21 protein-coding genes and 4 tRNA genes are annotated in these 24,857 nt (G+C 63.0%); 20 read left to right on the forward strand and 5 right to left on the reverse strand.

The features are described 5' to 3' along the window. Positions 1–36 precede the first annotated feature (36 nt). The 14 genes from truA (at position 37) to NPS58_RS01350 (ending at position 10,758) form a co-directional block, all read left to right on the forward strand. Positions 37–912: a tRNA pseudouridine(38-40) synthase TruA gene (truA, locus tag NPS58_RS01285; protein ID WP_274112927.1), complete on the forward strand. Its 876-nt coding sequence runs from the start codon at positions 37–39 to the stop codon at positions 910–912. Positions 913–950: 38 nt separating this feature from the next. Next, positions 951–1,571, forward strand: coding sequence for a phosphoribosylanthranilate isomerase (locus NPS58_RS01290; RefSeq protein ID WP_274112929.1), 621 nt, complete (start codon positions 951–953; stop codon positions 1,569–1,571). A 280-nt stretch (positions 1,572–1,851) separates the two neighbouring features. Then, entirely contained in the window at positions 1,852–2,772 is a 921-nt protein-coding gene (accD, locus tag NPS58_RS01295; protein ID WP_274112931.1) for an acetyl-CoA carboxylase, carboxyltransferase subunit beta, read from the forward strand. Beyond that, positions 2,769–4,076: a bifunctional tetrahydrofolate synthase/dihydrofolate synthase gene (gene folC / locus NPS58_RS01300; RefSeq protein WP_274112933.1), complete on the forward strand. Its 1,308-nt coding sequence runs from the start codon at positions 2,769–2,771 to the stop codon at positions 4,074–4,076. Before accD ends, folC begins: the two co-directional genes overlap by 4 nt. Further along, a complete protein-coding gene (locus tag NPS58_RS01305) occupies positions 4,060–4,725 on the forward strand; it encodes an SPOR domain-containing protein (protein ID WP_274112935.1) in 666 nt (221 codons plus the stop codon). The genes folC and NPS58_RS01305 overlap by 17 nt, the downstream gene beginning before the upstream one ends. Before the next feature lie 99 nt (positions 4,726–4,824). Then, positions 4,825–5,379 (forward strand): CvpA family protein, encoded by a 555-nt coding sequence (locus NPS58_RS01310; RefSeq protein WP_028945827.1) that lies wholly within the window; start codon positions 4,825–4,827, stop codon positions 5,377–5,379. 41 nt (positions 5,380–5,420) lie between these two features. Continuing rightward, complete coding sequence (purF, locus tag NPS58_RS01315) at positions 5,421–6,926, forward strand: amidophosphoribosyltransferase (RefSeq protein WP_274112938.1); 1,506 nt, start codon at positions 5,421–5,423, stop codon at positions 6,924–6,926. Positions 6,927–6,941: 15 nt separating this feature from the next. Then, the gene (locus NPS58_RS01320; protein ID WP_274112939.1) at positions 6,942–8,153 is read left to right on the forward strand and encodes an O-succinylhomoserine sulfhydrylase; all 1,212 of its coding nucleotides are present in this window, start codon (positions 6,942–6,944) and stop codon (positions 8,151–8,153) included. Then, the gene (locus NPS58_RS01325; protein WP_274112940.1) at positions 8,150–8,923 is read left to right on the forward strand and encodes an SDR family oxidoreductase; all 774 of its coding nucleotides are present in this window, start codon (positions 8,150–8,152) and stop codon (positions 8,921–8,923) included. The genes NPS58_RS01320 and NPS58_RS01325 overlap by 4 nt, the downstream gene beginning before the upstream one ends. Positions 8,924–9,089: 166 nt before the next feature. Further along, a tRNA-Val gene (locus tag NPS58_RS01330) sits at positions 9,090–9,165 on the forward strand. Between the two features lie 76 nt (positions 9,166–9,241). After that, positions 9,242–9,318, forward strand: a tRNA-Asp gene (locus NPS58_RS01335). Between the two features lie 99 nt (positions 9,319–9,417). Next, positions 9,418–9,494: transfer RNA gene (locus NPS58_RS01340), tRNA-Asp, on the forward strand. 112 nt (positions 9,495–9,606) lie between these two features. Further along, positions 9,607–9,683, forward strand: a tRNA-Asp gene (locus NPS58_RS01345). Positions 9,684–9,882: 199 nt separating this feature from the next. Next, positions 9,883–10,758 (forward strand): DUF2242 domain-containing protein, encoded by an 876-nt coding sequence (locus NPS58_RS01350; RefSeq protein WP_274112942.1) that lies wholly within the window; start codon positions 9,883–9,885, stop codon positions 10,756–10,758. A 216-nt stretch (positions 10,759–10,974) separates the two neighbouring features. Here NPS58_RS01350 and NPS58_RS01355 read toward each other — a convergent pair whose 3' ends face one another. Both NPS58_RS01355 and NPS58_RS01360 read right to left on the reverse strand, forming a co-directional pair. Continuing rightward, positions 10,975–12,015, reverse strand: a complete 1,041-nt coding sequence (locus NPS58_RS01355) for an AraC family transcriptional regulator (protein ID WP_274112944.1) — start codon at positions 12,013–12,015, stop codon at positions 10,975–10,977. Between the two features lie 7 nt (positions 12,016–12,022). Beyond that, entirely contained in the window at positions 12,023–13,144 is a 1,122-nt protein-coding gene (locus NPS58_RS01360; RefSeq protein ID WP_274112946.1) for a nitrilase-related carbon-nitrogen hydrolase, read from the reverse strand. 262 nt (positions 13,145–13,406) lie between these two features. Here NPS58_RS01360 and NPS58_RS01365 point away from each other — a divergent pair, with 262 nt between their 5' ends. The 5 genes from NPS58_RS01365 to NPS58_RS01385 all read left to right on the forward strand — a co-directional run bounded on the left by NPS58_RS01365 (position 13,407) and on the right by NPS58_RS01385 (position 20,546). Continuing rightward, a complete protein-coding gene (locus NPS58_RS01365; protein ID WP_274115333.1) occupies positions 13,407–13,928 on the forward strand; it encodes an RNA polymerase sigma factor in 522 nt (173 codons plus the stop codon). Beyond that, positions 13,925–14,764, forward strand: coding sequence for a FecR family protein (locus NPS58_RS01370; RefSeq protein WP_274112948.1), 840 nt, complete (start codon positions 13,925–13,927; stop codon positions 14,762–14,764). The genes NPS58_RS01365 and NPS58_RS01370 overlap by 4 nt, the downstream gene beginning before the upstream one ends. 76 nt (positions 14,765–14,840) lie before the next feature. Beyond that, a complete protein-coding gene (locus NPS58_RS01375) occupies positions 14,841–17,288 on the forward strand; it encodes a TonB-dependent siderophore receptor (protein WP_274112950.1) in 2,448 nt (815 codons plus the stop codon). Positions 17,289–17,541: 253 nt separating this feature from the next. Continuing rightward, entirely contained in the window at positions 17,542–19,578 is a 2,037-nt protein-coding gene (locus NPS58_RS01380) for an NADPH-dependent 2,4-dienoyl-CoA reductase (RefSeq protein ID WP_274112952.1), read from the forward strand. Between the two features lie 71 nt (positions 19,579–19,649). Beyond that, the gene (locus NPS58_RS01385; RefSeq protein WP_274112953.1) at positions 19,650–20,546 is read left to right on the forward strand and encodes a 1-aminocyclopropane-1-carboxylate deaminase/D-cysteine desulfhydrase; all 897 of its coding nucleotides are present in this window, start codon (positions 19,650–19,652) and stop codon (positions 20,544–20,546) included. Here the strand turns inward: NPS58_RS01385 and NPS58_RS01390 are convergent. After that, complete coding sequence (locus tag NPS58_RS01390; protein ID WP_274112954.1) at positions 20,543–21,091, reverse strand: cytochrome b; 549 nt, start codon at positions 21,089–21,091, stop codon at positions 20,543–20,545. The two genes, NPS58_RS01385 and NPS58_RS01390, sit on opposite strands and share 4 nt — an antisense overlap. Before the next feature lie 221 nt (positions 21,092–21,312). Further along, positions 21,313–22,307 (reverse strand): IS5 family transposase gene (locus tag NPS58_RS01395; protein WP_147811342.1). Its coding sequence is split into 2 segments (ribosomal slippage): positions 21,313–21,548 and positions 21,548–22,307, totalling 996 coding nucleotides; the frame shifts between segments, so codons are not numbered across the junction. Between the two features lie 182 nt (positions 22,308–22,489). On the opposite strand from NPS58_RS01395, the gene NPS58_RS01400 reads away from it, so the two are divergent. Then, positions 22,490–23,770, forward strand: a complete 1,281-nt coding sequence (locus tag NPS58_RS01400; RefSeq protein ID WP_274112956.1) for an arsenic transporter — start codon at positions 22,490–22,492, stop codon at positions 23,768–23,770. 38 nt (positions 23,771–23,808) lie between these two features. On the opposite strand, the gene NPS58_RS01405 is transcribed toward NPS58_RS01400, so the two are convergent. After that, on the reverse strand, positions 23,809–24,759 hold the full coding sequence (locus NPS58_RS01405) for a DUF1853 family protein (RefSeq protein WP_274112958.1): 951 nt from the start codon (positions 24,757–24,759) through the stop codon (positions 23,809–23,811). Positions 24,760–24,857 lie beyond the last annotated feature (98 nt).

A 24,857-nucleotide genomic window follows, 5' to 3' on the forward strand; every position in this document is an offset into this window, starting at 1 on the left:
TTCCCGCCATCTGCAAAATCGACAGGCTGTATCTTCTTGGAAATCATTGATAACACGGTTGCCGAATCGGCGGCCGAAGGCTTCTTCCGCATCGCCCTGGGCGTTGAATACAAGGGTTCGCGCTACCGCGGCTGGCAGCGTCAGGCCGATGGCGTGCTGAGTGTGCAGCAGACGCTCGAAGAGGCGCTGTCCAAAGTGGCCGATTCGCCCGTGACGCTGTCGTGCGCCGGGCGTACCGATGCTGGCGTTCATGCCTGTGGACAAGTGGTGCACTTCGACACCCAGGCCGTGCGCAGCATGAAGGCCTGGACCATGGGGGCCAACATCAACCTGCCTCACGATATCAGCGTGACCTGGGCCAAGGAGATGCCTGCGCATTTTCATGCCCGCTTCAAGGCCATTGCCCGGCGCTACCGCTATGTGATCTACAACGACCAGATCCGCCCGGCGCACATGGGCCAGGAAGTTACCTGGAACCACCGGCCGCTGGACGTCGAGCGCATGGCCCAGGCTGCCCGGTTCCTGGTCGGCACCCACGATTTCAGTGCCTTTCGCGCCGGCCAGTGCCAGGCCAAGTCGCCGGTCAAGAACATTCACCACCTGCAGGTGACCCGCCACGGCAGGATGATCGTCCTCGATATCCGCGCCAGCGCCTTCCTGCACCACATGGTGCGCAACATTGCCGGCGTATTGATGACGATCGGCGCGGGCGAGCGCCCGGTCGAGTGGGCGCGGGACGTACTGGAGAGTCGTGAGCGGCGTACCGGCGGGGTGACCGCGCATCCGTTCGGCCTCTACCTGGTACAGGTGGAGTACCACGACGAATTCGCGTTGCCCGAGCGCTACATCGGCCCGCACTTCCTCACCGGCTACGAAGCATTGGCGGCTGACGATCCGCAAGCCATTTGCTAACATCCGGGGCTTTCCGGATCAGCTGAGGTTCACAGGTCATGAGCGCCGTTCGCAGCAAAATCTGCGGCATTACCCGCATCGAGGATGCGCTGGCCGCAGCCGAGGCGGGCGCCGATGCCATCGGCCTGGTGTTCTATGCCAAGAGCCCGCGGGCGGTGGATGTGCAGCAGGCGCGGGCAATCATTGCCGCCTTGCCGCCGTTCGTGACCACCGTGGGCCTGTTCGTCAATGCCAGTCGTTGCGAACTCACCGAGATCCTCGAGGTCGTACCGCTGGACCTGCTGCAGTTCCATGGTGACGAAACCCCAGCCGATTGCGAAGGCTACAACCGGCCCTGGATCAAGGCCCTGCGTGTGCGCCCCGGGGATGACCTGGAGGCCAGTTGCAAGCTGTACAGCCGGGCCAGCGGGATTCTGCTCGATACCTACGTGGCCGGTGTGCCGGGTGGTACCGGTGAGGCGTTCGACTGGTCGCTGATCCCCGAGAAACTGAGCAAGCCGATTGTCTTGGCGGGCGGGTTGTCAGTGGACAACGTAGCCGGTGCAATCGCCCAGGTACGTCCCTATGCCGTTGATGTCAGCGGCGGGGTGGAGCAGGCCAAGGGCATCAAGGATGCGGCGCGCATCGAGGCGTTCATAAAGGCGGTAAAACAGGCGTGATAACGTCTGCTGCTGCGGATGTGACGGCTGGCCGCGCGCCATCGTCCATAGCTTTCGCAGCCCGGTGCTGCCGGATCGCGCCCCAGGGCCGGTCGAAATTACCGGGTGACGCCACAGGCGTTGCCCTTACAGGTTGACGATGGAGCGGTATCGGGGCGACTCGCTGTACGCGAGGCGCCAGGGCCGGCCCATCATCGCGTCATACACGAATTGAGCTCAAGGGCATACGCGCGACCAGGCAGTCAAAGCCTGCCGGTCGCCGCTACTGGAGAAAGAAAGCATGAGCAACTGGTTAGTAGACAAACTGATCCCTTCGATCATGCGTTCCGAGGTGAAGAAGAGTTCGGTGCCTGAAGGGTTGTGGCACAAGTGCCCGTCCTGCGAGGCCGTGCTGTATCGTCCGGAGCTGGAAAAGACCCTGGATGTCTGCCCCAAGTGCAATCACCACATGCGCATTGGCGCCCGTGCCCGCATCGACATCTTCCTGGATGCCGATGGCCGTGCCGAGCTGGGTGCGGATCTTGAGCCGGTCGACCGCCTGAAGTTCCGCGACGGCAAGAAGTACAAGGACCGCCTGACAGCCGCCCAGAAGCAGACAGGCGAAAAAGACGCCCTGATTTCCATGAGCGGTACCCTGTTGGGCATGCCGATCGTGGTCAGCGCTTTCGAATTCTCCTTCATGGGTGGCTCGATGGGGGCCATCGTCGGTGAGCGCTTCGTTCGCGCCGCCAACTACGCCCTGGAAAACCGTTGCCCGATGGTCTGCTTCTCGGCCTCCGGTGGCGCGCGCATGCAGGAAGCGCTGATCTCGCTGATGCAGATGGCCAAGACCTCGGCCGTGCTGGCACGCCTGCGCGAAGAAGGCATTCCGTTCATCTCGGTACTGACCGACCCGGTCTACGGCGGCGTATCCGCGAGCCTCGCGATGCTTGGCGACGTGATCGTCGGTGAGCCAAAAGCACTGATCGGCTTTGCCGGGCCGCGCGTGATCGAGCAGACCGTGCGTGAAAAACTGCCAGAAGGCTTCCAGCGCAGCGAGTTCCTGCTCGAGCACGGTGCCATCGACATGATCATCTCGCGTCAGGAACTGCGTCCGCGCCTGGGTAACCTGCTGGCGCAGATGATGGGCCTGCCGACGCCGAAGTTCGTCGCGCCTGTGATCGAGCCGATCGTCGTACCGCCGGCGCCTGCCACCGTATGACCCAACGTACCCTTGGCGACTGGCTCGCCTATCTCGAGCAGTTGCATCCCTCGGCCATCGACATGGGCCTGGCGCGTTCGCAACAGGTTGCGGCCAGGCTCGGGCTGGACAAGCCGGCGCCACGGGTGATCACCGTGACCGGTACCAACGGCAAGGGCTCGACCTGCGCCTTTGTGGCCGCCTTGCTACGCGCCCAGGGGCTCAAGGTCGGGGTCTACAGCTCGCCGCACCTGCTGCGCTACAACGAGCGGGTGCAGATTGACGGCGAGGAAGCGGCCGACCAGCAGTTGTGCGAAGCCTTTGCTGCCGTCGAGGCCGCCCGTGGCGAAATCTCCCTGACTTACTTCGAAGCCGGCACCCTGGCGGCGTTCTGGCTGTTCAAGCAGTCGGCGCTGGATGCCGTGGTGCTCGAGGTCGGCCTGGGCGGGCGACTGGATACGGTCAATATCGTCGATGCCGATGTGGCGCTGGTCACCAGCATTGGCGTCGACCATGTCGACTACCTGGGAGACACCCGGGAGTTGGTAGCCTTTGAAAAGGCCGGGATCTTCCGCCAGGGCAAGCCTGCCCTGTGTGGTGACCTCAATCCGCCGCAACCGCTCCTGGACAAGACCCGCGAACTGGCCTGCCCGTTCTTCCTGCGCGGCCGTGATTTCGACCTGGCCAGCACCGATCGTTACTGGCAGTGGCGGGGCGTGGATATCCGAGGCCAGGTGGTGGAGCTGCACGACCTGCCGCTGCTCGATCTGCCAATGGAGAACGCCGCCCTGGCGCTGCAGGCCTACCTGCTGCTGGACCTGCCCTGGGATGCCGGGCAAATCGCTGCAGCGTTGCAGTCCACGCGCATGGTCGGTCGCCTGGATCGCCGGGCATTTCGCTGGCAGGGCAAGGATTTGACTATCCTCATGGATGTCGGGCACAACCCTCACGCTGCCGAGTACCTGGCCCAGCGCCTGGCCAGCCGGCCAGTGAAGGGCAAGCGTCTGGCAGTGTTCGGCCTGTTGGCCGACAAGGACCTTGCCGGTGTGGTGCAGCCATTGCTCGGCCAGGTCCAGGCGTGGGCTGTCGCGCCGCTGGATACCGCTCGCAGCCGTCCGGCAGGCGAGCTTGAAGCGGCGCTGGCGAACCTTGGGGCCGATGTTGCGTCTTACACCAGCGTAGCGGCGGCCCTGGAAGGGCAGAGCGCACTGGCGACGGCGGATGATGAAATCCTGCTGTTCGGATCGTTTTTCTGTGTCGGTGAGGCCCTGCAGTGGCTGAGCGGGCAGGCCACGGAGGATGGGGCAAATGGCATTGCTGGATAAAGTGGTCAAGCAGCGTATGGTTGGCGCGCTGGTGCTGGTGGCATTGGCGGTGATCTTCCTGCCCATGCTGTTCACTCGCGAAGACGAAATGCGCCAGGTGCGCGTCGAGGCCCCCGAGGCGCCGGCAGCGCCGAGCATGGCGCAGGTGCAGGTCGAACCTGTGTCCGTGCCGGAGCCTCAGGTATTGCCTGAAGAACAGCCCGTGATCGTCGAACAGTCCAACGCACCTGCCCAGGCGCCAAGCACGCCGATTGCCCCGGCCCCAGCGGCGGTACCGGTGCCGACAACAGAGCCTGTGGTCGCTGCCAAGCCTGTCACGCCACCCCCTGCGGTCAAGCCAGAAGCCAAGCCGACAGCCACCGTTGCCACCGCGGCCAAGCCTGCCCAGGGCAAGATCGACGCCAATGGCCTGCCAATCAGCTGGTCGGTGCAGTTGGCCAGCCTGTCCAACCGAGCCGGTGCCGACAAGCTGCAGTCGACCCTGCGCAGCCAGGGCTACAACGCCTATATCCGCTCGGCTGGAGGCATGAACAGGGTGTACGTCGGGCCGGTGATCGAGCGTAGCGAAGCCGAGCGTCTGCGCGACGTGATCAGCCGTCAGCAAAAGCTCAACGGCATCGTGGTGCGCTTCCAGCCCGAGCGCAGCTGATTGCTCGTCGCCCGGCCAGCGCCGGGCGGAAAATCACTGCTTACCGACAGCCCGCCGCTCTGGTAAAATGCGCCGCCTTATCCGTTTGCAGGCAACACTGTGGCATTTACCTGGGTCGACTGGGCGATTTTCGCGATCATCGCCATTTCTTCGCTGATCAGTCTCAAGCGCGGCTTTGTCAAAGAGGCCTTGTCGCTGCTTACCTGGATCATCGCCGGTGCCGTGGCCTGGATGTTCGGTGGTTCGCTGTCGCAGTACCTGGAAGCCTATATCCAGACGCCTTCGGCACGAGTCATCGCTGGATGCACCATTCTTTTCGTCGCCACCCTGCTGGTGGGGGCAATGATCAACTTTCTCATCGGCGAGCTGATTCGCGTCACCGGGCTTTCCGGGACCGACCGCTTCCTGGGCATGGCCTTCGGCGCCGCCCGTGGGGCCTTGCTGGTGGTAGTGGCCGTCGGGCTATTGAGCCTTGGGCCGGTACAACAGGATCAGTGGTGGCAGGAGTCTCGCCTGGTGCCACAATTTCTATTGGTGGCTGACTGGTCAAAAAACCTCATTCTGGGGTTCACCAGTCAGTGGCTAGCCAGCGGGATCAGCGCACCGGCTGATCTCCCGTTCAAGGATCAGCTTCTGGGGCCCAAAACGCCTTGAAAGCTGTTCAGTCCAGTTTCATTAAGTAGGGGTTGCGTCGCATGTGTGGCATCGTCGGTATCGTCGGTAAGTCGAACGTCAATCAGGCGCTGTATGACGCGCTAACCGTCCTCCAGCACCGCGGCCAGGACGCTGCCGGTATTGTGACCAGCCATGATGGCCGGTTATTCCTGCGCAAGGACAACGGCCTGGTCCGTGATGTGTTCCAGCAGCGCCATATGCAGCGCCTGGTGGGCCACATGGGCATCGGTCACGTGCGCTACCCAACAGCGGGCAGCTCGACCTCGGCCGAGGCCCAGCCGTTTTATGTCAACTCGCCCTACGGCATCACCCTGGCGCACAACGGCAACCTGACCAACGTCGAACAGTTGGCCAAGGAGATCTACGAGTCCGATCTGCGCCACGTCAATACCAGTTCCGATTCCGAAGTCCTGCTCAACGTCTTCGCCCATGAGCTGGCGGTGCGTGGCAAGCTTCAGCCGACCGAAGAAGACGTGTTCGCTGCCGTCACCGACGTGCACAACCGTTGTGTCGGCGGTTACGCCGTGGTGGCGATGATCACCGGCTACGGCATTGTCGGCTTCCGCGATCCGCATGGTATCCGTCCGATCGTCTTCGGCCAGCGCCACACCGACGAAGGCGTGGAGTACATGATCGCCTCCGAAAGCGTGTCCCTGGATGTGCTCGGCTTCACCCTGATCCGCGACCTCGCGCCGGGCGAAGCGGTGTACATCACCGAGGAAGGCAAGCTGCACACGCGCCAGTGCGCAATCAACCCGCAGTTGGCCCCGTGCATCTTCGAGCACGTCTACCTGGCTCGTCCCGACTCGATCATCGATGGCGTCTCGGTCTACAAGGCGCGCCTGCGCATGGGCGAGAAGCTGGCCGAGAAAATCCAGCGCGAGCGTCCGAATCACGACATCGACGTGGTCATCCCGATTCCCGACACCAGCCGTACCGCTGCACTGGAATTGGCCAACCACCTGGGCGTCAAGTTCCGTGAAGGCTTCGTCAAGAACCGCTACATCGGCCGTACCTTCATCATGCCCGGCCAGGCGGCACGCAAGAAGTCGGTACGCCAGAAGCTCAACGCCATCGAGCTGGAGTTCCGCGGCAAGAACGTGATGCTGGTGGATGACTCCATCGTCCGCGGCACCACGTGCAAGCAGATCATCCAGATGGCCCGCGAAGCCGGCGCCAAGAACGTCTACTTCTGCTCCGCAGCCCCGGCTGTGCGCTACCCCAACGTCTACGGCATCGACATGCCGAGCGCTCATGAACTGATCGCCCACAATCGCAGCACCGAGGATGTCGCCGAACTGATCGGCGCCGACTGGCTGGTCTACCAGGACCTGCCGGACCTGATCGAGGCTGTAGGTGGTGGCAAGATCAAGATCGAGCATTTCGACTGCGCCGTGTTCGACGGTAAGTACGTTACCGGCGACATCGACGAGGCCTACCTGGACAAGATCGAGCAGGCGCGCAACGACGCCTCCAAGGTCAAGAACCAGGCGGTCAGCGCCATCATCGACCTGTACAACAACTGATTTAGGAGCAGCGGCATGACACAGGAATGGGATGCCGGGCGCCTGGACAGCGACCTCGAAGGGGTCGCTTTCGACACGCTGGCGGTACGCGCCGGCCAACATCGCACGCCGGAGGGTGAACACAGCGACCCGCTGTTCTTCACCTCCAGCTACGTGTTCCGTACAGCGGCCGACGCCGCTGCACGGTTCGCCGGCGAAGTTCCAGGCAACGTCTATTCACGCTACACCAACCCCACCGTACGCGCGTTCGAAGAGCGCATCGCCGCCCTGGAAGGCGCCGAGCAGGCAGTGGCGACTTCCACTGGCATGTCGGCAATCCTGTCCACGGTAATGGCCTTGTGCAGCGCTGGCGACCATGTGCTGGTCTCGCAGAGCGTATTCGGCTCGACCATCAGCCTGTTCGAGAAGTACTTCAAGCGTTTCGGCGTCGAGGTCGACTACGTTCCACTGGTGGACCTCGCCGGCTGGGCGCAGGCAATCAAGGCCAATACCAAGCTGCTGTTCGTCGAGTCGCCGTCCAACCCGCTGGCCGAGCTTGTGGATATCTCTGCCCTTGCCGAGATCGCCCATGCCAAGGGTGCCCAACTGGTGGTCGACAACTGCTTCAGCACCCCGGCCTTGCAGCAGCCGCTCAAGCTGGGCGCTGATATCGTCGTCCATTCGGCCACCAAGTTCATCGACGGCCAGGGTCGTTGCATGGGCGGTGTGGTTGCCGGGCGCAGCGAGCAGATGAAGGAGGTGGTGGGTTTCCTGCGCACCGCCGGGCCGTCCCTGAGCCCCTTCAACGCCTGGATCTTCCTCAAGGGTCTCGAGACCCTGAACCTGCGCATGCGCGCTCACTGTGCCAATGCACAGGCCCTGGCCGAGTGGCTGGAGCAGCAGGAAGGCATCGAAAAGGTTCATTACGCAGGCCTCGTGAGCCATCCGCAGCACGAACTGGCCAAGCGCCAGATGAGCGGCTTCGGCGCGGTGGTGAGCTTTGAGGTCAAGGGCGGCAAAGAGGGCGCCTGGCGCTTCATCGACGCCACTCGACTGATTTCGATCACCGCCAACCTGGGCGACAGCAAGACCACCATCACCCACCCGGGCACCACCTCCCACGGTCGCCTGTCGCCGCAGGAGCGTGAGGCTGCCGGCATTCGCGACAGCTTGATTCGCGTGGCGGTGGGCCTGGAAGACGTGGTTGACCTCAAGGCCGACCTGGCCCGCGGTCTGGCGGCGCTGTGATCGACTGGTCGGCGGGCGACAGCAGCCATAACGGCCGCGTCGCCCTGGTGACCGGTGCGGCTCGCGGCATTGGCCTGGGCATCGCTGCCTGGCTGATTGCCGAAGGTTGGCAGGTCGTGCTTACCGACCTGGATCGCGCGCGCGGCGCCAAGGTTGCCAAGGTGCTGGGCGACAACGCCTGGTTCATCGGCATGGATGTCGCCGACGAGACCCAGGTCAAGACCGGGGTGGCCGAAGTGCTCGGTCAGTTCGGTCGTCTCGATGCACTGGTGTGCAACGCTGCCATTGCCGATCCCCACAACACCACCCTGGAGACCCTCAGTCTGGCGCACTGGAACCGTGTGCTGGCGGTCAACCTGGGTGGTCCGATGCTGCTGGCCAAGCACTGCGCGCCTTATCTGCGCGCTCACGGCGGGGCCATCGTCAACCTGGCCTCCACGCGTGCGGCCCAGTCCGAACCCGACACCGAAGCCTACGCGGCGAGCAAGGGCGGTCTGCTGGCCCTCACGCACGCCCTGGCGGTGAGCCTGGGGCCGGAGATCCGGGTCAATGCGGTGAGTCCCGGCTGGATCGACGCCCGGGACCCGTTCCAGCGCCGAGCCGAGCCGTTGACCGAAACCGATCACGCCCAGCATCCGGCGGGCAGGGTAGGGACGGTAGAAGACGTGGCAGCCATGGTTGCCTGGCTGTTGTCGCGCAATGCAGGCTTCGTCACCGGCCAGGAGTTCGTGGTCGACGGCGGCATGACCAAGAAGATGATCTACAAGTAACGGCAAGCGGCAAGAAGTGCCCGAGTTGCTTTTGATTCGGCTTTTTCTTGGCGCTTGCAGCTTCAAGCTTGCCACTGGTTTTTTCACCAATATGAAAAAAACTTCAATCAGAGTATTGACTTAGCATCGATACCTGCGTAAATTTCGCCACCTCAGCGAAGCACACGGGTGATTAGCTCAGCCGGGAGAGCATCTGCCTTACAAGCAGAGGGTCGGCGGTTCGATCCCGTCATCACCCACCACTTCCTGAGATGTTCCTGGCCCGACACATTCGCAAGAAGGTGTTACCAGAGAGGAACAGGACGCAAGTCCATATGCGCAGCGGTAGTTCAGTCGGTTAGAATACCGGCCTGTCACGCCGGGGGTCGCGGGTTCGAGTCCCGTCCGCTGCGCCACTTTTCTCCAGATCGGTTGAATGACCGGTTTGAGGTCCGAAGGCACCGAAGCCTTCAGGCCAGATCCCAGTTTCAAGCAGGCGAAAGTCTGTGTGATACGCAGCGGTAGTTCAGTCGGTTAGAATACCGGCCTGTCACGCCGGGGGTCGCGGGTTCGAGTCCCGTCCGCTGCGCCATATTCGCTTCGAGGCCCTTGAACTCCTCGAAGCAGCAAAGAGAGCGACCTAAGGTTCGCTTTTTTTGTGCCTGAGATCAGCGGCAGTTTCGCAGTCCAGGTTTGCACGACACGCAGCGGTAGTTCAGTCGGTTAGAATACCGGCCTGTCACGCCGGGGGTCGCGGGTTCGAGTCCCGTCCGCTGCGCCATACAGCAACAAAAGAAGCGACCCTAGGGTCGCTTTTTTTGTGCCCGCGCCTTTACCTGCCGACCAACGGCTTGGCCCTGTGCTCATCAGGGCTTGACGCAGGTGCCAAAGAATTTTCCGTGGTGATTGACCGGCTGTGGTTTCAGTGATCCGCCGATGTGTTGCACAATAGGCACCGACCGTTTTACTCAGGATTCGCAATGTCAAAGTCAACCGTCTTCAGTGCGCTCGGGCTAGCCCTGGTGCTGGCGGGTGTTTCCGGCTGTTCATCGAAGAAAGCTGCCATCTACGAACACGAGAATTTCGACGACTCGGGTACTTTTTCGCGCAGCTTCCCGGTCAGCGAAGCGGGTTCGTGCGAAGCGGCCCGCCGCGCCTTGCTCAGCCAGGGCTACATCATCACCAGCAGCGATGCCGGCCAGGTCAATGGCAACAAGAGTTTCCAGCAGACCGGCGACTCGCACCTGCAGATCAGCTTCAACGTGGTCTGCGCCCCCGACAGTGGCGGCGAAAAGCGTTCGACCATGTTCGCCAACGCCCTGCAGGACCGTTATGCACTGAAAAAATCCAACACCTCGGCCAGTCTGGGTGTGGGCGTGCTGGGTTCGGTGTCGATGCCGATCGGCTCTTCCGACGACTCCATGGTCAAGGTCGCCAGCGAAACCGTGACTTCGGCCAAGTTCTACGAGCGTTACTTCGCCCTGGTCGAGAGCTTCCTGCCCAAGGAACAGAAGAAAAAGGCGGCGCCGAAAAAGCCCGTCGAAAAGCCTGCGCCTGAATTGGGGATTCCCGAGCCTGCACCGGCGGCCTTGCCCCCGGCCAATGCGGCAGCACCTGCAGCCGTACCCGCTGCTGTAACCCCACCGGCCACCGAGTCGGCACCGGTACAGCAGGCACCTGCTGCCGAGGCCGCAGCGACGCCGGTGGTCGACGACAGCAAGGGTTCGATGCCGGTTGCCCCGCCAGCAGAGGCGACGCCGATCAGCGCCGAGCAACCGGCGCCCGCGGCGGCTGAGCCGGTCCCCACCGTTGCTCCAGTGACGCCTGCCGTCAATCCCGAACAGGCGCCGCTGTAAAGGCGGATAAATCTTCCATCTGCTGCTACGTTGTTTTGATGAGCGTCATTGTCATTTTTCTTTCATCGCGGCACTTTAGGCTCGATAACGAATCAATGACATGAATGAGAAAACGACGGAGCAGACGATGGACGACTATCAAGAAGAACTACTCGAATTGCGCGCCCTGGAGCTCGATCCGCCCGAGCCTGCCGAGGACGCCACCGAGCTGTAGTTTCAGCCGGTACGCCGCTGGCTGCGGCGAAACTCCCCCGGGGTGATGCTGTTCCAGCGCTTGAACGCGCGCTGGAAGGCTTCGGCCGACGCAAACCCCAGCAAATAGGCGATCTCGCCAAAGGCCAGCTCCGTGTCACGGATGTAGGTCATGGCAAGATCGCGTCGAGTGTCGTTGAGAATGGCGCGAAACTGCGTGCCTTCCTCGGCAAGCTTGCGTCGCAGTGTCCAGGTGGGCAGTTGCAGATGACGCGCCACTTCCTCCAGATCCGGTTCCCGCCCGCCATTGAGCAGCGGCCCCAGCAGGTGGGCAATCCGCTCGCCCAGGCTGCGAATCCGCGTGCGCTGCTCCAGCTCCGCCTCACACAAGTTCGACAGGTGCTGCCAGGTACTAGGGCAATGCGCCGGGTTGCGCAGGGCAAGGCTCGCTCGACTCAGGTGCAGTTGGTTGGTCGTGGCGCCAAATTGCACGGGGGAGGTGCACAGCACCTGGTAGTGCGAGGCATAGGCGGGCGCCTCGAATTCGATTTCCACCCGGTCAGCCTGCAGGGGCGTGCCCGCCAGGCTCGACAGCTGGGCCAACCAGCCAGACAGCAGGGAGTCCACTACAAAGCGGTTGTAGGCGTTGTAGGGGCTGATGGAGTAGAAGCGCAGCCAGGCGCCGCTGCTGTCCTCGTGAAAGCTCGAACGGCCACGGTAGTTGGAGGCGTAAAGCGGTTCGAATCGCAACAACGTACGCGCCGCGTCCCCGACAGTCGGCGCCTGGGCCGCGGTGACGCCGGCCAGGCCCGTCTGGCTGAGGCGGCTGATGCGGCCCATGTGCAGGCCCAGCGCCGGGTCGCCGGTGAGTTCGATGGCGGCATGGCCCAGGTGCATGTAGCGGGGGATGGACAAGCGTGCGCCTGCTTCGGCCAGGCGTGCGGCATCGAGCCCATAGCGCTTGAGCAGCGCTGTGGGCTCGATACCGTGTTGTTGCAGTGCCTCTTCAAGGCTCTGGACAAAACCCACTGACAGGTCACCCAGGCGCATCCGTGGGCGGGTCATGGTCGGGCTAGAGCCACAGGTTCAGCAAACGAGCGCCGTGGGCGCTGTTGCCGTTGAGGTTCAGCCCGTCACGATTGGCAAAGCCCTGGCCCTCGGCGACGAGATCCCAGAAGCGTCCGCGCGAAAACACGCTCATGCTGCTCATGCCCCCGGGGTTGGCGCTCAAGGTCAGTTGCTGCCAGGCCCGGGCTTCGCTGACTTCGCCTGGCTTGAAGGGCAGGGTGGCCGCCAGGGGCTGGTGACGGTTACCGCGCCACGGGCCGGTCCAGCTGTCTTTGCCACCCAGGAATGCCGGGTTGGCGATGAACTGCGCCGATTGGTTGGCCAGTTGTTGCTGGTTGCTCGGGTACCAGCTGTCGCTGCCGATCAGCACGCCCAGGCGTCCGGCCGGGGTCTGCAGCACTTGCGGGGGCTGGTCGGTACCACTGTCGATGTAGCGGCGTACGTCGCCGTCGGGGTGCTGCTGCAGTTGCGGCTGGCCGAGGACCGAGCCGTCGCCGGCGAACACCAGGGTGCTGTTGTACAGTGCGCCGACGCCGACCTGGAGGGTGCCGCGCTCCACATACGGCGAGGGCAGCACGATGGAGCCTGCCACCAGTGTGACGCCAAACTCCTTGGCCAGGCCGCCGAACAGTTGCTGGTAGTCATTGGCCATTTGCTGCGCCTTCATGCGCAGGTGGGCATCGGCGCGCCGGTCATCGCCTTCGGCGCCGAGCATGGCCAGGCCATAACGGATCGGGTTGCTGAGCTCCAGCCACTGCCAGGCCTCGCGGCGCTCGGTGACCTGGTACAGCTCGTTCTTTTCGCCCCGCGCCCACAGCCAGGTGCCGATGTGCTCGGGCAGGATGACAATGGTGCGGGCATTGATCAGGCCCTGGCTGCGGGCCTGGTCCAGATAGGCAGCCAGCTTGCGGTGCAGGCGATGCAGGTTCTGGTAATCCCCCGGGTACAACTGCGGTTCGACCCCAAGCAGGTTGCCATTGCCTGCGGGAGTGCCTTCGCTCAGGGCGAGCTCGATACGCAGGTCCGACAGGTAATGCCCCGCCGGCCGTTGCTCGGTCCAGAACCCGTAGCCGCTCAAGGCAGCGATGACAACCAGCGCCAGGGCGCTCAACAGAATTTTTTGCATGGCGTTAGTTTGCACTGAAATTCAACAGAGCAATACCGCAGATCAATGGCTTAAGGGCGGGTTTTGCTCGGGAGCCTGTGTTTAGCCAGGATTTCGCCTCCTTTATCACGGGCAAGTGGGCTTGTCCATGTCTGGGCGCGCGCGTAGCCGTGGCTTGAGTGCGGGTAGTGCAAGAATGCTTTAAATGAAATACATTCGCATTTATACTGCGCCGCACATTTGTCCACTCCAGGCCCTCGTCCTTTCCTTCGCGCAGGTCATCGTGCAGGTCGACCCTCCCAAGCCATCGCTGCTCACCACCCTGGTTCGCCACTATGAAGAACTGGTGGATCACGTTCGTCGACGTTTTGGCGAGCGAGTCTTCGCGCGCGAGGTGGTCCATGACCTGTGCATTCAGCTGCTCGAAAAGGATGAGAAGGACGATGTACGCACGCCCTTGGCATTGCTGCGTAAAATTGCCCACGACACCGCTGTCACTCGCTATCGCAGCGAACGTCGACGAGAAGCCTGGATTGTGGCGATGCCAGCGCTGCCGGAAGTCGCCAGCAGTGCGCCGAGCCAGCAACGCCACCTTGAAGGTGCCAGGGCCCTGGAGCTTTTGACCGAAGCGATTGCCAACCTGCCGCCGCGCTGCCAAATGGTGTTCGTCATGCACAAGGTCCACGAGCTGCCACAGGCCGAAGTCGCCGAGCGCATGGGTATTTCCCTGAAAACCGTAGAGAAGCACCTGCGCCTGGGCATGAACGCTTGCCGCGAGCACCTGGGTGCCGAGGTGTTGCCATGAGCCGTACCCCGCGCGATGCCAAGGACTACAGCCAGGAAGACGAGGCCATCGCCCGCTTTCGCGAAGAGCTCAAGCAACGTTTCCCGCTCCCCGCGCCCACCCCCGCCAAGAACAAGCGCGCAACCGCAAAGACCCTGGGCCTGCTGTTGTTGGCAATCGCTGCCGGTACGGCCTGGGTCGACCCTGCCTACCAAAGCCAGCACCTCGTCAGCCAGGTCGGTCAGCGTCAGGCGTTGCAACTGGCCGATGGCAGTACGGTGCTGCTCGATAGCGACAGTGAGATAACGGTCAGTTGGCACCTGCGCACGCGCCAGGTCGCGTTGCAAAGAGGCCAGGCGCTGTTCGACGTCTCGACGAGGTTGTACCGCCCATTCCTGGTCGACGCCGGGGCGGCTGCGGTGCGCGTGGTGGGGACCCGCTTCAACGTCAATCGGTACGAAGACGATGTGCAGGTCACCGTGGCCGAAGGCAAGGTCGCCGTTCGTGGTGGTACCGACGCGGTCGCGCTGCTCGAGCCCGGCCAGCAAGTGCGGGTGCGCAAAGGTATTCCAGGCCAGGTGATGCGGGTCAGCGTCGACGATGTCAGTGCCTGGAAAGACAGCCGCCTGGTGTTTGAAAGCACGCCGTTGGCCGAGGTCGTCGACACGCTCCGGCGCTACCACCGCCAGCCAATCACCCTGATGGACCAGAAGCTTGGCCGCTTGCCGGTTTCCGGTGTGTTCGACAGCGACCATGTTGACCGCCTGCTGTCGCTGTTGCCCGCCATCCTGCCGGTGAGCGTGTCTACCGCTGCCGATGGCGCGGTACTGATCAATTCACGTGACAAGAAAAAATAATCGTCGATCGAGGTAGGGTTTCGCAGCGCTGCTGACGGCTATCTCCATGCAACCTTAATCCGTGGAGAATAAAAACGTGAGTCAGCCCCTCCTGCGTGCGCCTGTGCGCCTGTCCTTGCTGGCCAGCAGCCTGCTGCTCAGCCAATGGTCGTTGGCGCAATCCGCACCGGTCGATTTCGATGTCCCAGCCACATCGCTGGAGAAGTCACTCAATGCCGTCGCCCGGCAATCGTCGGCCCAGATTCTGTTTGCCAGCGAAATCACTGCCGGCAAGACGGCACCTGCACTGCGGGGGCGCTACACCTTGCAGGAAGCCCTTGAGCGGCTGCTGGGAAAAAGCGGGCTGACCGCACAGGAACGTGACGAACACACATACCTGGTGGTGCCGGGCAAGCCTGCAGAGGTTAGCCAACCATCGGGTCGCGACACGGGCGCGGTGGAGCTGGCCAACCTGGAAATCAGCTCCTCGCGCCTCAACAGTGACCTGGTGCCACAGGCCCGGCAGGTCAATGTCATCGAGCGCGAGCAACTGGAGCAATTGCGCCAAGGGTCCGATGGCCTGGCCACCTTGCTGGCCAAGAGCATTCCCGGCATGGCCGACTCCAGCCGTACCATCACCGACTACGGCCAGACACTTCGCGGACGGACGATGCTGGTGCTGGTCGATGGTGTTCCGCTCAATACCAACCGCGACTCTTCACGCAACCTGGCGAACATCGACCCGGCGCTGATCGAGCGCATCGAAGTGACGCGCGGCAGCAGCGCCATTTATGGTGCCGGTGCAACCGGCGGGATCATCTCGATCACTACCCGGCCAGCCGGCGGCGAGCCGCGAGCAGAGACCAGCCTGACTGCCGTATCGCCCCTGAGCCAACTGGACAGCGATGGCCTTGGCGGCCAGTTGCAGCATCACCTGTCCGGTTCCCGGGGCCAGGTCGACTATGCCCTGGACTTTGGTGCCCGGCACATTGGCGCCTCCTATGACGCCAAGGGTCATCGCATCGCCCCGGAACCAAGCCAGGGCGACCTGTTCGATTCCAACACCTACAACATCGGCGGCAAGTTGGGGTTGCGTATCGATGATGTCCAGCGCATCCAGCTGTCTGCCAGCCATTACAACGCCGACCAGGACACCGACTACACCTCCGACCCCTCTGTCGCCCGCCTGCCTCCAGGTACGGTGCCGGCGCAGCCGTTGTCGGGCCTGGTGCTGGACGAGCAGAACCAGATCAAGAACACCCTGTTGAACCTTGAGTACGCACACACCGACATACTCGGCGGCACGCTCAATGCGCAGCTCTACTACCGGGACTACTTCACCCGCTTTACGCCTTTCGATGCGCGGGCGGTGGCCACTCGGGGGCGCAATGTCGACCAGGTGATGCAGAACAGCGAAGTGTTCGGCAGTCGGGTCACCCTGCGTACCCCGCTCGGAAACCAGGGCAGCACGGAGCTGTTGTGGGGCGCCGACTTCAACCAGGAGCGCAGCGACATGCCCATCGACATCTTCGATCCGCAGGCGTATGACGCCAGCGGTGGCAGGGTGTTCGACAAGATCGGCAAGCTGACCTACATGCCCGACCTGACCTCGCGCAGTGTCGGAGGCTTTGCCCAGCTGCAGCACAAGTTCAACGATCAATGGTCGATGGAGGGTGGGCTGCGCTATGAATACGCCACCGCCGAGTACGATGACTTCATCCCGCTATCGGAGTCGACAGCGGCCCAACCGGCCACGGTGCAGGGTGGCGACGTCCAGTACGATGCGGTGTTGTCCAACATCAGCGTGACCTACTCACCCGTCGCCGGCCAGGAAGTCTATGCGGCGTTCAGCCAGGGCTTCCAACTGCCCGATATCGGTGTGCAGCTGCGAAATGCGCGCCGCGGCTTCGATATCGACTCTTCGAACCTGGAACCTGTGAAGACCAACAATTACGAGTTGGGCTGGCGCGGGGCGCTGGGCGAGCAGACGCTGGCATCGCTGGCGGTGTTCTACACCACGTCCAAACTGGGGGACGTGCAGAGCTTCAACAACGGCCTGATCCTCACGCGCACCAAAGAGCGGATCTACGGTGTGGAAGGCAGTGCCGACTGGCTGACCGTCGATGAGCGCTGGGGAGCGGGGGGGACCTTCACCTGGATGAAGGGGCGGGAACAGCCCGACGGTGGCGACTGGCAGGACATGACCGGGTATCGCATCCCACCACTCAAGCTGACCGCCTACGTGCAGTTCAAACCGAGCGACGTCTGGAGCAACCGCGTACAGGCAACCTACTTTGACGGTGATGACTACCGCCTGGATGGGGTTGCCAGCTTCGGTCGACGCAAGGTCGATGGCTACACCACCGTCGACCTGATCAGCCAGTACCAACTGAGCGAGGACGACCAGGTCAGCGTGGGCCTGCAGAACCTGTTCAATCGGGACTACTACCCGCTGTACAGCCAACTGATGCGTAGCAGCAACAACACCAGCCACCTGCCAGCTCCCGGCACGGTACTCACGGCCAGCTACACCCACCAGTGGTAAGCGCCGGCGCTTGAAGAAAGGGCAGGGTGTGCAGCACGTCTTCCAGGCATTCAAGCTGGAGCGCGTGCTGTACCAACTGTGCGTCATCGCCTCCTGTGCACAGCCCGCCTGTACAAAAGGATCATTAACCTGTCACTTTCGATCATTGAACCCCGCCCTCTGGCTCTTTAATGTCGTTCACAGATAACTGACGGGCCCCGCCACATCGGTGAGGTGCCCGCATTCCGTGATTACGCCTGTTGTGGAGTTCACTATGGCCGCCGCTCGTTACCCGCACCTGCTTGCCCCGCTGGACCTGGGTTTCACCACTTTGCGCAACCGCAGCCTGATGGGTTCGATGCATACCGGTCTTGAAGAGAAGCCAGGCGGTTTCGAGCGCATGGCTGCGTATTTTGCCGAGCGTGCCCGTGGCGGCGTCGGCCTGATGGTCACCGGCGGTATCGGGCCGAACGTGGAAGGCGGGGTGTATTCCGGCGCTGCCAAGCTGAGCACCCCGGAAGAGGCCGATAAACACCGCATCGTGACCCGGGCCGTGCACGAGGCCGGTGGCAAGATCTGCATGCAGATTCTTCATGCCGGCCGCTATGCGTACAGCCCCAAGTCGGTGGCGCCGAGTGCCATCCAGGCGCCGATCAACCCGTTCAAGCCGCGTGAACTGGACGAAGAGGGCATCGAGAAGCAGATCCAGGATTTCGTCAACTGCTCGTTGCTGGCCCAAAGCGCCGAGTACGACGGCGTCGAAATCATGGGGTCGGAGGGCTACTTCATCAACCAGTTCCTCGCTGCCCACACCAACCACCGCACCGACCGTTGGGGCGGTAGCTACGAAAACCGCATGCGTCTGGCGGTGGAAATCGTCAGCCGCGTGCGTGAGGCGGTCGGCCCCAACTTCATCATCATCTTCCGTTTGTCGATGCTCGACCTGATCGAAGGCGGCAGCAACTGGGAAGAGATCGTGCAGCTGGCGCAAGCGATCGAAAAGGCGGGTGCAACCCTGATCAACACCGGCATCGGCTGGCACGAAGCGCGGATTCCGACCATCGCCACCAAGGTGCCGCGGGCGGCGTTCAGCAAAGTCACCGCCAAACTGCGTGGCGCAGTGCAGATCCCGCTGATCACCACCAACCGGATCAACACCCCGGAAGTGGCCGAGCAGATTCTCGCCGAGGGCGATGCCGACATGGTGTCCATGGCCCGTCCGTTCCTCGCCGACCCCGAGTTCGTCAATAAGGCCGCTGCTGGCCGCGGCGACGAGATCAACACCTGTATCGGCTGCAACCAGGCCTGCCTGGACCACACCTTTGGCGGCAAGTTGACCAGTTGCCTGGTCAACCCGCGGGCCTGCCACGAAACCGAGCTCAACTACCTGCCTGTTACCCAGCTCAAGCGCATCGCGGTTGTCGGTGCAGGCCCGGCAGGGCTTGCCGCTGCCACGGTGGCGGCCGAGCGTGGTCATCAGGTGACGCTGTTCGACTCGGCCAGCGAAATCGGCGGCCAGTTCAATGTGGCCAAGCGTGTACCGGGCAAGGAGGAGTTTTTTGAGACCCTGCGCTACTTCAAGCGCAAGTTGCAGACCACCGGGGTCGAGCTGTGCCTGAACACCCGCGTCGATGTCGAGCAACTAGCGGCCGGCGGATACGATGAAATCATCCTGGCCACCGGTATCGCGCCGCGCCTGCCGGCGATTCCCGGCATCGAGCATAGCAAGGTGCTGAGCTACCTGGACGTGCTGCTTGAGCGCAAGCCGGTGGGGCAGAAGGTGGCGGTGATCGGTGCGGGCGGGATCGGCTTTGACGTCTCCGAGTACCTGGTGCACCAGGGCGTTGCCACCAGCCAGGACCGCGACGCGTTCTGGAAAGAATGGGGCATCGACACGGCGCTGGAGGCCCGTGGTGGCGTTGCCGGGATCAAGGCCGAACCCCATGCGCCGGCGCGCCAGGTGTTCTTGCTGCAGCGCAAGAAATCCAAGGTCGGCGATGGCCTGGGCAAGACCACCGGCTGGATTCACCGCACGGGCCTGAAGAACAAACAGGTGCAGATGCTCAACAGTGTCGAGTACCTGAGCATCGACGACGCCGGCCTGCACATCCGCATCGGCGAGGGCGAGCCGCAGGTGCTGCCTGTGGATAACGTGGTGATCTGTGCCGGCCAGGACCCGCTGCGCGAGCTGCACGAGGGGCTGCAGGCAGCCGGACAATCGGTGCACCTGATCGGCGGCGCCGATGTGGCGGCCGAGCTGGATGCCAAGCGGGCGATCAACCAGGGCTCGCGTCTGGCCGCCGAGCTCTAAGCGTTGCGTGCGGCGGGGTGCCCACCTCGCCGCACTGGTAGACTGGCGCGTCCCTGCGCCAGTGAACTGTCATGACCGGTTTTGATTCCCTTCCCCACGCTCCCTTGCAACGATTCGAGCTGAGCTGGCTACGCCCGTTCGGCATCGAGCTGGCAGTGTTGCGCCTGGACCTGATCGACGCGCTGATCAGTGGCAACAAATGGTTCAAGCTGCTGGAACATCTGCGCCTTGCCCAGGCCGCCGGCTCGCCGGGGGTCATCAGTCTTGGCGGCGCCTACTCCAATCATCTGCATGCCCTGGCAGCGGCCGGCAAGCGCTTCGGCTTTGCCACGGCGGGGCTGTTGCGCGGTCACGCCCAGGACACGCCCACGGTACGCGACCTGCATGCGTTCGGCATGCAGCTGCACTGGCTCGGCTATGCCGGCTACCGGGCGCGGCACCAGGCGGATTTCTGGCAAGCCTGGCAGGCCGAGTATCCGGGTTGGCACTGTGTGCCTGAGGGCGGCGGTGGCCCACTGGGCGTCAAGGGTTGCCGCTTGATTGTCGAGCAGGCCCGGGCACAGCTGCCGGCCTTTGGCTGGGCCGACTACGACGCGTGGTGGCTGGCGGCAGGAACCGGCACGACCCTGGCGGGGTTGGTGCAGGCCGAAGCCGGTGCGCGCCCGGTTTTCGGCGCGTTGGCGGTGCCGATGAACCATGGCGTGGCGGGTGCGGTCGAGGCGCTGGTGGGCACAGGAGGATATTCGCTGCACGATGCCTGTCGCGGCGGCTTTGCCAAGGTCGATGAGGCGTTGCTGGGGTTTATCGAAGACTGCGAGCTCGAATCTGGCGTACCACTGGAGCCGCTGTACACCGGCAAGGCGTTGCTGGCGTTGCGCGAACAGATCGAGGCGGGTGCCTTCACCCCCGGCACTCGCCTGATATTCCTGCACAGCGGCGGCCTGCAGGGCCGCCGCGGTTTTGCCTAGTGATGGCCCGGCAGCATGCGCACCAGGGTGTTGTCACGCTGTACATAGTGATGGAACAGCCCGGCCAGGGCGTGCAGGCCGATCAGCCAGTAGCCCCAGCTGCCGATGCGTTCGTGCCAGCCCTTGATGAACTTGGCCAGGTCCGGGTCGGGTGCGATCAGGGCGGGTAGCTCCAGGCCGTAGAACGGGATCGGCTTGTTCGCCGCACTGAGAATCAACCAACCGGCAATCGGCAGGCCGATCATCATCAGGTACAGGGCCAGGTGCATCAGATGGGCCAGGCCGGTCTGCCAGGCGGGAGGGGCGGGAACGATGGGCGGGGTAGGGCGCCTCAGGCGCAGGGCCAGGCGCAGCCAGACCAGCACGAACACGGTCAGGCCGAGCATGAAATGCAACTCTTTCATCAGGTTGCGCCCGGCACTGTCCTTGGGAAACAGGCCGCGCAATTCGATCAGGGCGTAGACCGCCACCAGCAGCACCAGCATCAGCCAGTGCAGGGCAATCGACAGGCTTCCGTAGCGCGCCTGGGGGGTATTCAGGGTCATGGTCGATCCTCATTATCAGGTTTGGGCTCGCGCTCTTGGTGGCGCATGGGCATAACTGTAAACGCTGTCGCGCTGTTTAGGAATCGCTGATCAATTCAGATTGGCGCGGCGGCCGTTCCAATCAATGGTTTTTTGATGCAGCCAACCCGCTCTCGGCGACAGCACCACGCAAATCATCTTCAATTCTGGCCATTTGGGCCAGTTTTCACCAGTACCGGGTTTCAAGACGCAATAACCCCGTCTGTCATCGCATAACACCGCTTGGCCAACACCAGGTTGGCCAGTGCAAACAGGCTGAACAGCTGGGCCTGATTCTTCTCCATGCCACGGTAGCGTACCTTGCGGTGGCCAAACAGGTTCTTGATCACATGGAACGGGTGTTCCACCTTTGCGCGGATGCTCGCTTTGCAGTGTTCAATACGTTGCATGATCTGCTTCTCCGGGCCATCTTCCATTTTTTGATGGTGCTGCGCCGTGCAGCAATTCGCAGTGCAGGGAGGCTGTCGCCACACCCAGCAAGACGCTTGCCAAGCCCCGTGTAACCGGCATCGGCATAGACTGGTTCCTTGCCGTCCCGCAGGAGCTGCTCGGCTACCGTTATGTCCGCCTGGTTGGCCGAGGTGGCCACCACGCTGTGCGTCAGACCGGTTACTGCATCAACACCGATATGGGCTTTCATGCCGAAAAACCACTGGTTGCCTTTTCGAGTCTGCTTCATTGATGGATCACGTTGCTTGGCCTTGTTCTTGGTAGAAGGTGCAGCAGCAATGATGGTGGCATCGACAATGGTCCCTTCGCGCATGAATAGTCCGCGTTCTGACAGGCTGGCGTTAATCTCCTCGAAGATCCGCTGCGTCAGCGAATGCCTTTCCAGCAGGTGGCGGAAACGCAGGAGTGTTGTAGCATCCGGCACGCTTTCGATGGACAGATCAATGCCGACGAAATCACGCATCGCCTGACTGTCGTAGATCGCATCCTCAAGAGCCTCATCAGCCAGGCCATACCACTGCTGCAGGAAGTAGATTCGTAGCATCCGCTCTAGCGGAGTAGGTGGGCGGCCACGCTTGCCGGCAGAGTCAGGGTAATATGAGGGCGACAGGGCATCCAGCAGGCGCTGCCAGGGCACCAGTACATTCATCTCAGCTAGGAAGCGTTCCCGGCGAGTAACCTTTTTCTTGTTCTGATGCTCGGCTTGGGCGAATGTGATCTGTTTCATCGGGTGGCTTGGCTGAGGTAGTGGCAGTGTCTGGTGATTATACGCGGAGCTGGGCACTCAGGCAGATGGCTGATTTGTGCAGCGTTTCCTTTACCGCCCTATCGCAACAAAAAATGGCCGCTGCGGTATTGATCTGTCGCTAGAATTCGCCGCGTCTTTCCCTCTAATGCAAGGCTGTTTTCATGTTGATGGCGTCGTTGATCTTCCTCCTGACCATTACTTTGGTGATCTGGCAGCCCAAGGGCCTGGGCGTGGGCTGGAGCGCCACGGGCGGGGCGTTGCTGGCGCTGTTGAGCGGAGTGGTGCAGTGGAGCGACATCCCGGTGGTGTGGCAGATCATCTGGAATGCCACCGGTACGTTCATTGCGCTGATCATTATCAGCCTGCTGCTCGATGCCGCCGGGTTCTTCGCCTGGGCGGCGCTGCACGTGGCGCGCTGGGGGCGCGGCAGCGGGCGGCGCTTGTTCTGCTACATCATCCTGCTCGGGGCACTGGTGTCGGCGCTGTTCGCCAATGACGGCGCGGCGCTGATCCTCACGCCGATCGTGGTGGCGATGCTACTGGCCCTGCGCTTCAGCCCGGCGGCGACCCTGGCATTCGTCATGGCGGCGGGTTTCATCGCCGATACGGCGAGCCTGCCGCTGGTGGTCTCGAACCTGGTCAACATTGTGTCGGCGGACTTCTTCGGCATCGGCTTCAACCGCTACGCCGCGGTGATGCTGCCGGTGAACCTGGTCAGCGTGGCAGCCACTCTGGCGGTGCTGCTGTGGTACTTCCGTCGCGACATCCCTGCTGACTACGACCCCTTGCAACTGGACCGACCACGCAGCGTGGTGCAAGACCCGGCAACCTTCGTTGCCGGTTGGGTGGTGCTGGTGATCCTGTTGATCGGCTGCTTTGCCCTGGAGCCGCTGGGGATCCCTATCAGCGCGATTTCGGCGGTGTGTGCACTGGTATTGCTGCTGGTGGCGGCGCGCGGGCAGCGGATATCCACACGCAAGGTGCTCAAGGAAGCGCCCTGGCATATCGTGGTGTTCTCCCTGGGGATGTACCTGGTGGTCTATGGCCTGCGCAACGCCGGGCTGACCGACAACCTGGCCGGCTGGCTCGACAGCTTCGCCACCGGCGGGGTGTGGGGTGCGGCGATGGGCACGGGGCTGTTGGCGGCGCTGCTGTCGTCGGTCATGAACAATCTGCCGACGGTGCTGATCGGTGCCTTGTCGATCGATGCCAGTTCGGCCAGCGGTGTGGTCAAGGAGGCGATGATCTACGCCAACGTGATCGGCAGCGACCTGGGACCGAAAATTACGCCGATCGGCAGCCTGGCGACATTGCTGTGGCTGCATGTGCTGGAGCGCAAGGGGGTGAAGATCGGCTGGGGGTATTACTTCAAGGTGGGGATTGTGTTGACGGTGCCGGTATTGCTGCTGACGTTGGCGGCGTTGGCGGTGCGGTTGGGATAGGGCGGACTTTGCCGGCCTTTCGCGGGGCAAGCCCGCTCCTACAGGGGGGATGGGAAGTTTGGCCAGGCGTCGGCTACCAGGAACAAGCGCTCGGCCTCTTCCCAATCGCCATCTTCTCCTGCCGCCCAGCGCACCAGCAGTTGCGCGGGGGCCAACGGGTCGAGCGCCTGCAGCCAATCCTCGAACTGTTCCGGCGACCAGCGCTCCTGTTCGCTGCAGCGGGCCGACGCCAGCCAGGCATGCCGGGGTATGGGTTGCCAGCAGGCCTGGGGATGCTGGCCAATGAAAGCCGGCCAGTTCCGTCGATGCAGCCATCGCCCCCGCAAATGCTGCGGATGGGCGCCTTCAGGTGCGTCGGCATGCCCCGGCCAGGGATAGAACAGGTAGCCGGCCAGCCACAGTTGGGCACTCAAGTGCGAGATATCCAGCGCTGCCAGCGCCTCTTTGCTTTCTTCCCGCGCCGAAATCGGCAACTGGTGTTCGGCCAGGTGCGCCAGCTTGCGGTCCAGCCGATCATGACAACCCGGCCCCAACCAGTGCGCCGGATCCTTGCCGTCGCCCCCTGGCGGCCCCAGGTACAACTTGATCGCCAACTCCAGGTGGTGCACGCCTTCGACGTCCTGCAGGAGGATGTCCAGCTCGCCCAGGGTATGCCCGCCGTCGCGGATCGGCAGGTTGGCCGCCAGCAGGGTCACGCCGGGGGCGTGCTGCAGGGCAAACTGCCATAGACGTTCGTAGTACAACCCCAGGCGCCGTGTCGCGGCCTGGGCAAGCCAGTGCTGCAGGCCGCTGCTGTCCCGATCCAGGGCCAGCAGCCACTGCTGCAGCTGTGCAGGGTGGGCGACCCAGTCGCTGGCGGCCAGAGGATGCCGCTGGGGCCAGGGCGTCGCGTGCAGCATGGGCGGGGCGAGGATGACCCAGGCCAGGTCGCGCACCTGGGGGTGGCGCAACTGGCGTGGCAGGTCGATCAGGCCGGGAAAAGGGTTCATCCAGCGAGCATAGTCCTTAAGCCGCGCTCCTTGACGATTTTCTCCTGCGTTTGCCGCTGCCAGGGGCTTTCGCCCATAATCGAACTCTTTGGCGAACC

The organism is Pseudomonas putida, from assembly GCF_028682455.1.
In the GTDB taxonomy this organism is placed as follows: Bacteria; Pseudomonadota; Gammaproteobacteria; order Pseudomonadales; family Pseudomonadaceae; genus Aquipseudomonas; species Aquipseudomonas putida_AA.

What these genes read in the sequence shown, in the direction of transcription:
- purF (WP_274112938.1), top strand. Translation starts at nt 5,421, where the DNA reads ATGTGTGGCATCGTCGGTATCGTCGGTAAGTCGAACGTCAATCAGGCG.
- NPS58_RS01380 (WP_274112952.1), top strand. Translation starts at nt 17,542, where the DNA reads ATGGCCGCCGCTCGTTACCCGCACCTGCTTGCCCCGCTGGACCTGGGT.
- NPS58_RS01405 (WP_274112958.1), bottom strand. Translation starts at nt 24,759, where the DNA reads ATGAACCCTTTTCCCGGCCTGATCGACCTGCCACGCCAGTTGCGCCAC.
- NPS58_RS01390 (WP_274112954.1), bottom strand. Translation starts at nt 21,091, where the DNA reads ATGACCCTGAATACCCCCCAGGCGCGCTACGGAAGCCTGTCGATTGCC.
- folC (WP_274112933.1), top strand. Translation starts at nt 2,769, where the DNA reads ATGACCCAACGTACCCTTGGCGACTGGCTCGCCTATCTCGAGCAGTTG.
- NPS58_RS01350 (WP_274112942.1), top strand. Translation starts at nt 9,883, where the DNA reads ATGTCAAAGTCAACCGTCTTCAGTGCGCTCGGGCTAGCCCTGGTGCTG.
- NPS58_RS01370 (WP_274112948.1), top strand. Translation starts at nt 13,925, where the DNA reads ATGAGCCGTACCCCGCGCGATGCCAAGGACTACAGCCAGGAAGACGAG.
- NPS58_RS01290 (WP_274112929.1), top strand. Translation starts at nt 951, where the DNA reads ATGAGCGCCGTTCGCAGCAAAATCTGCGGCATTACCCGCATCGAGGAT.
- NPS58_RS01305 (WP_274112935.1), top strand. Translation starts at nt 4,060, where the DNA reads ATGGCATTGCTGGATAAAGTGGTCAAGCAGCGTATGGTTGGCGCGCTG.
- NPS58_RS01360 (WP_274112946.1), bottom strand. Translation starts at nt 13,144, where the DNA reads ATGCAAAAAATTCTGTTGAGCGCCCTGGCGCTGGTTGTCATCGCTGCC.
- NPS58_RS01385 (WP_274112953.1), top strand. Translation starts at nt 19,650, where the DNA reads ATGACCGGTTTTGATTCCCTTCCCCACGCTCCCTTGCAACGATTCGAG.
- NPS58_RS01355 (WP_274112944.1), bottom strand. Translation starts at nt 12,015, where the DNA reads ATGACCCGCCCACGGATGCGCCTGGGTGACCTGTCAGTGGGTTTTGTC.
- accD (WP_274112931.1), top strand. Translation starts at nt 1,852, where the DNA reads ATGAGCAACTGGTTAGTAGACAAACTGATCCCTTCGATCATGCGTTCC.
- NPS58_RS01400 (WP_274112956.1), top strand. Translation starts at nt 22,490, where the DNA reads ATGTTGATGGCGTCGTTGATCTTCCTCCTGACCATTACTTTGGTGATC.
- NPS58_RS01320 (WP_274112939.1), top strand. Translation starts at nt 6,942, where the DNA reads ATGACACAGGAATGGGATGCCGGGCGCCTGGACAGCGACCTCGAAGGG.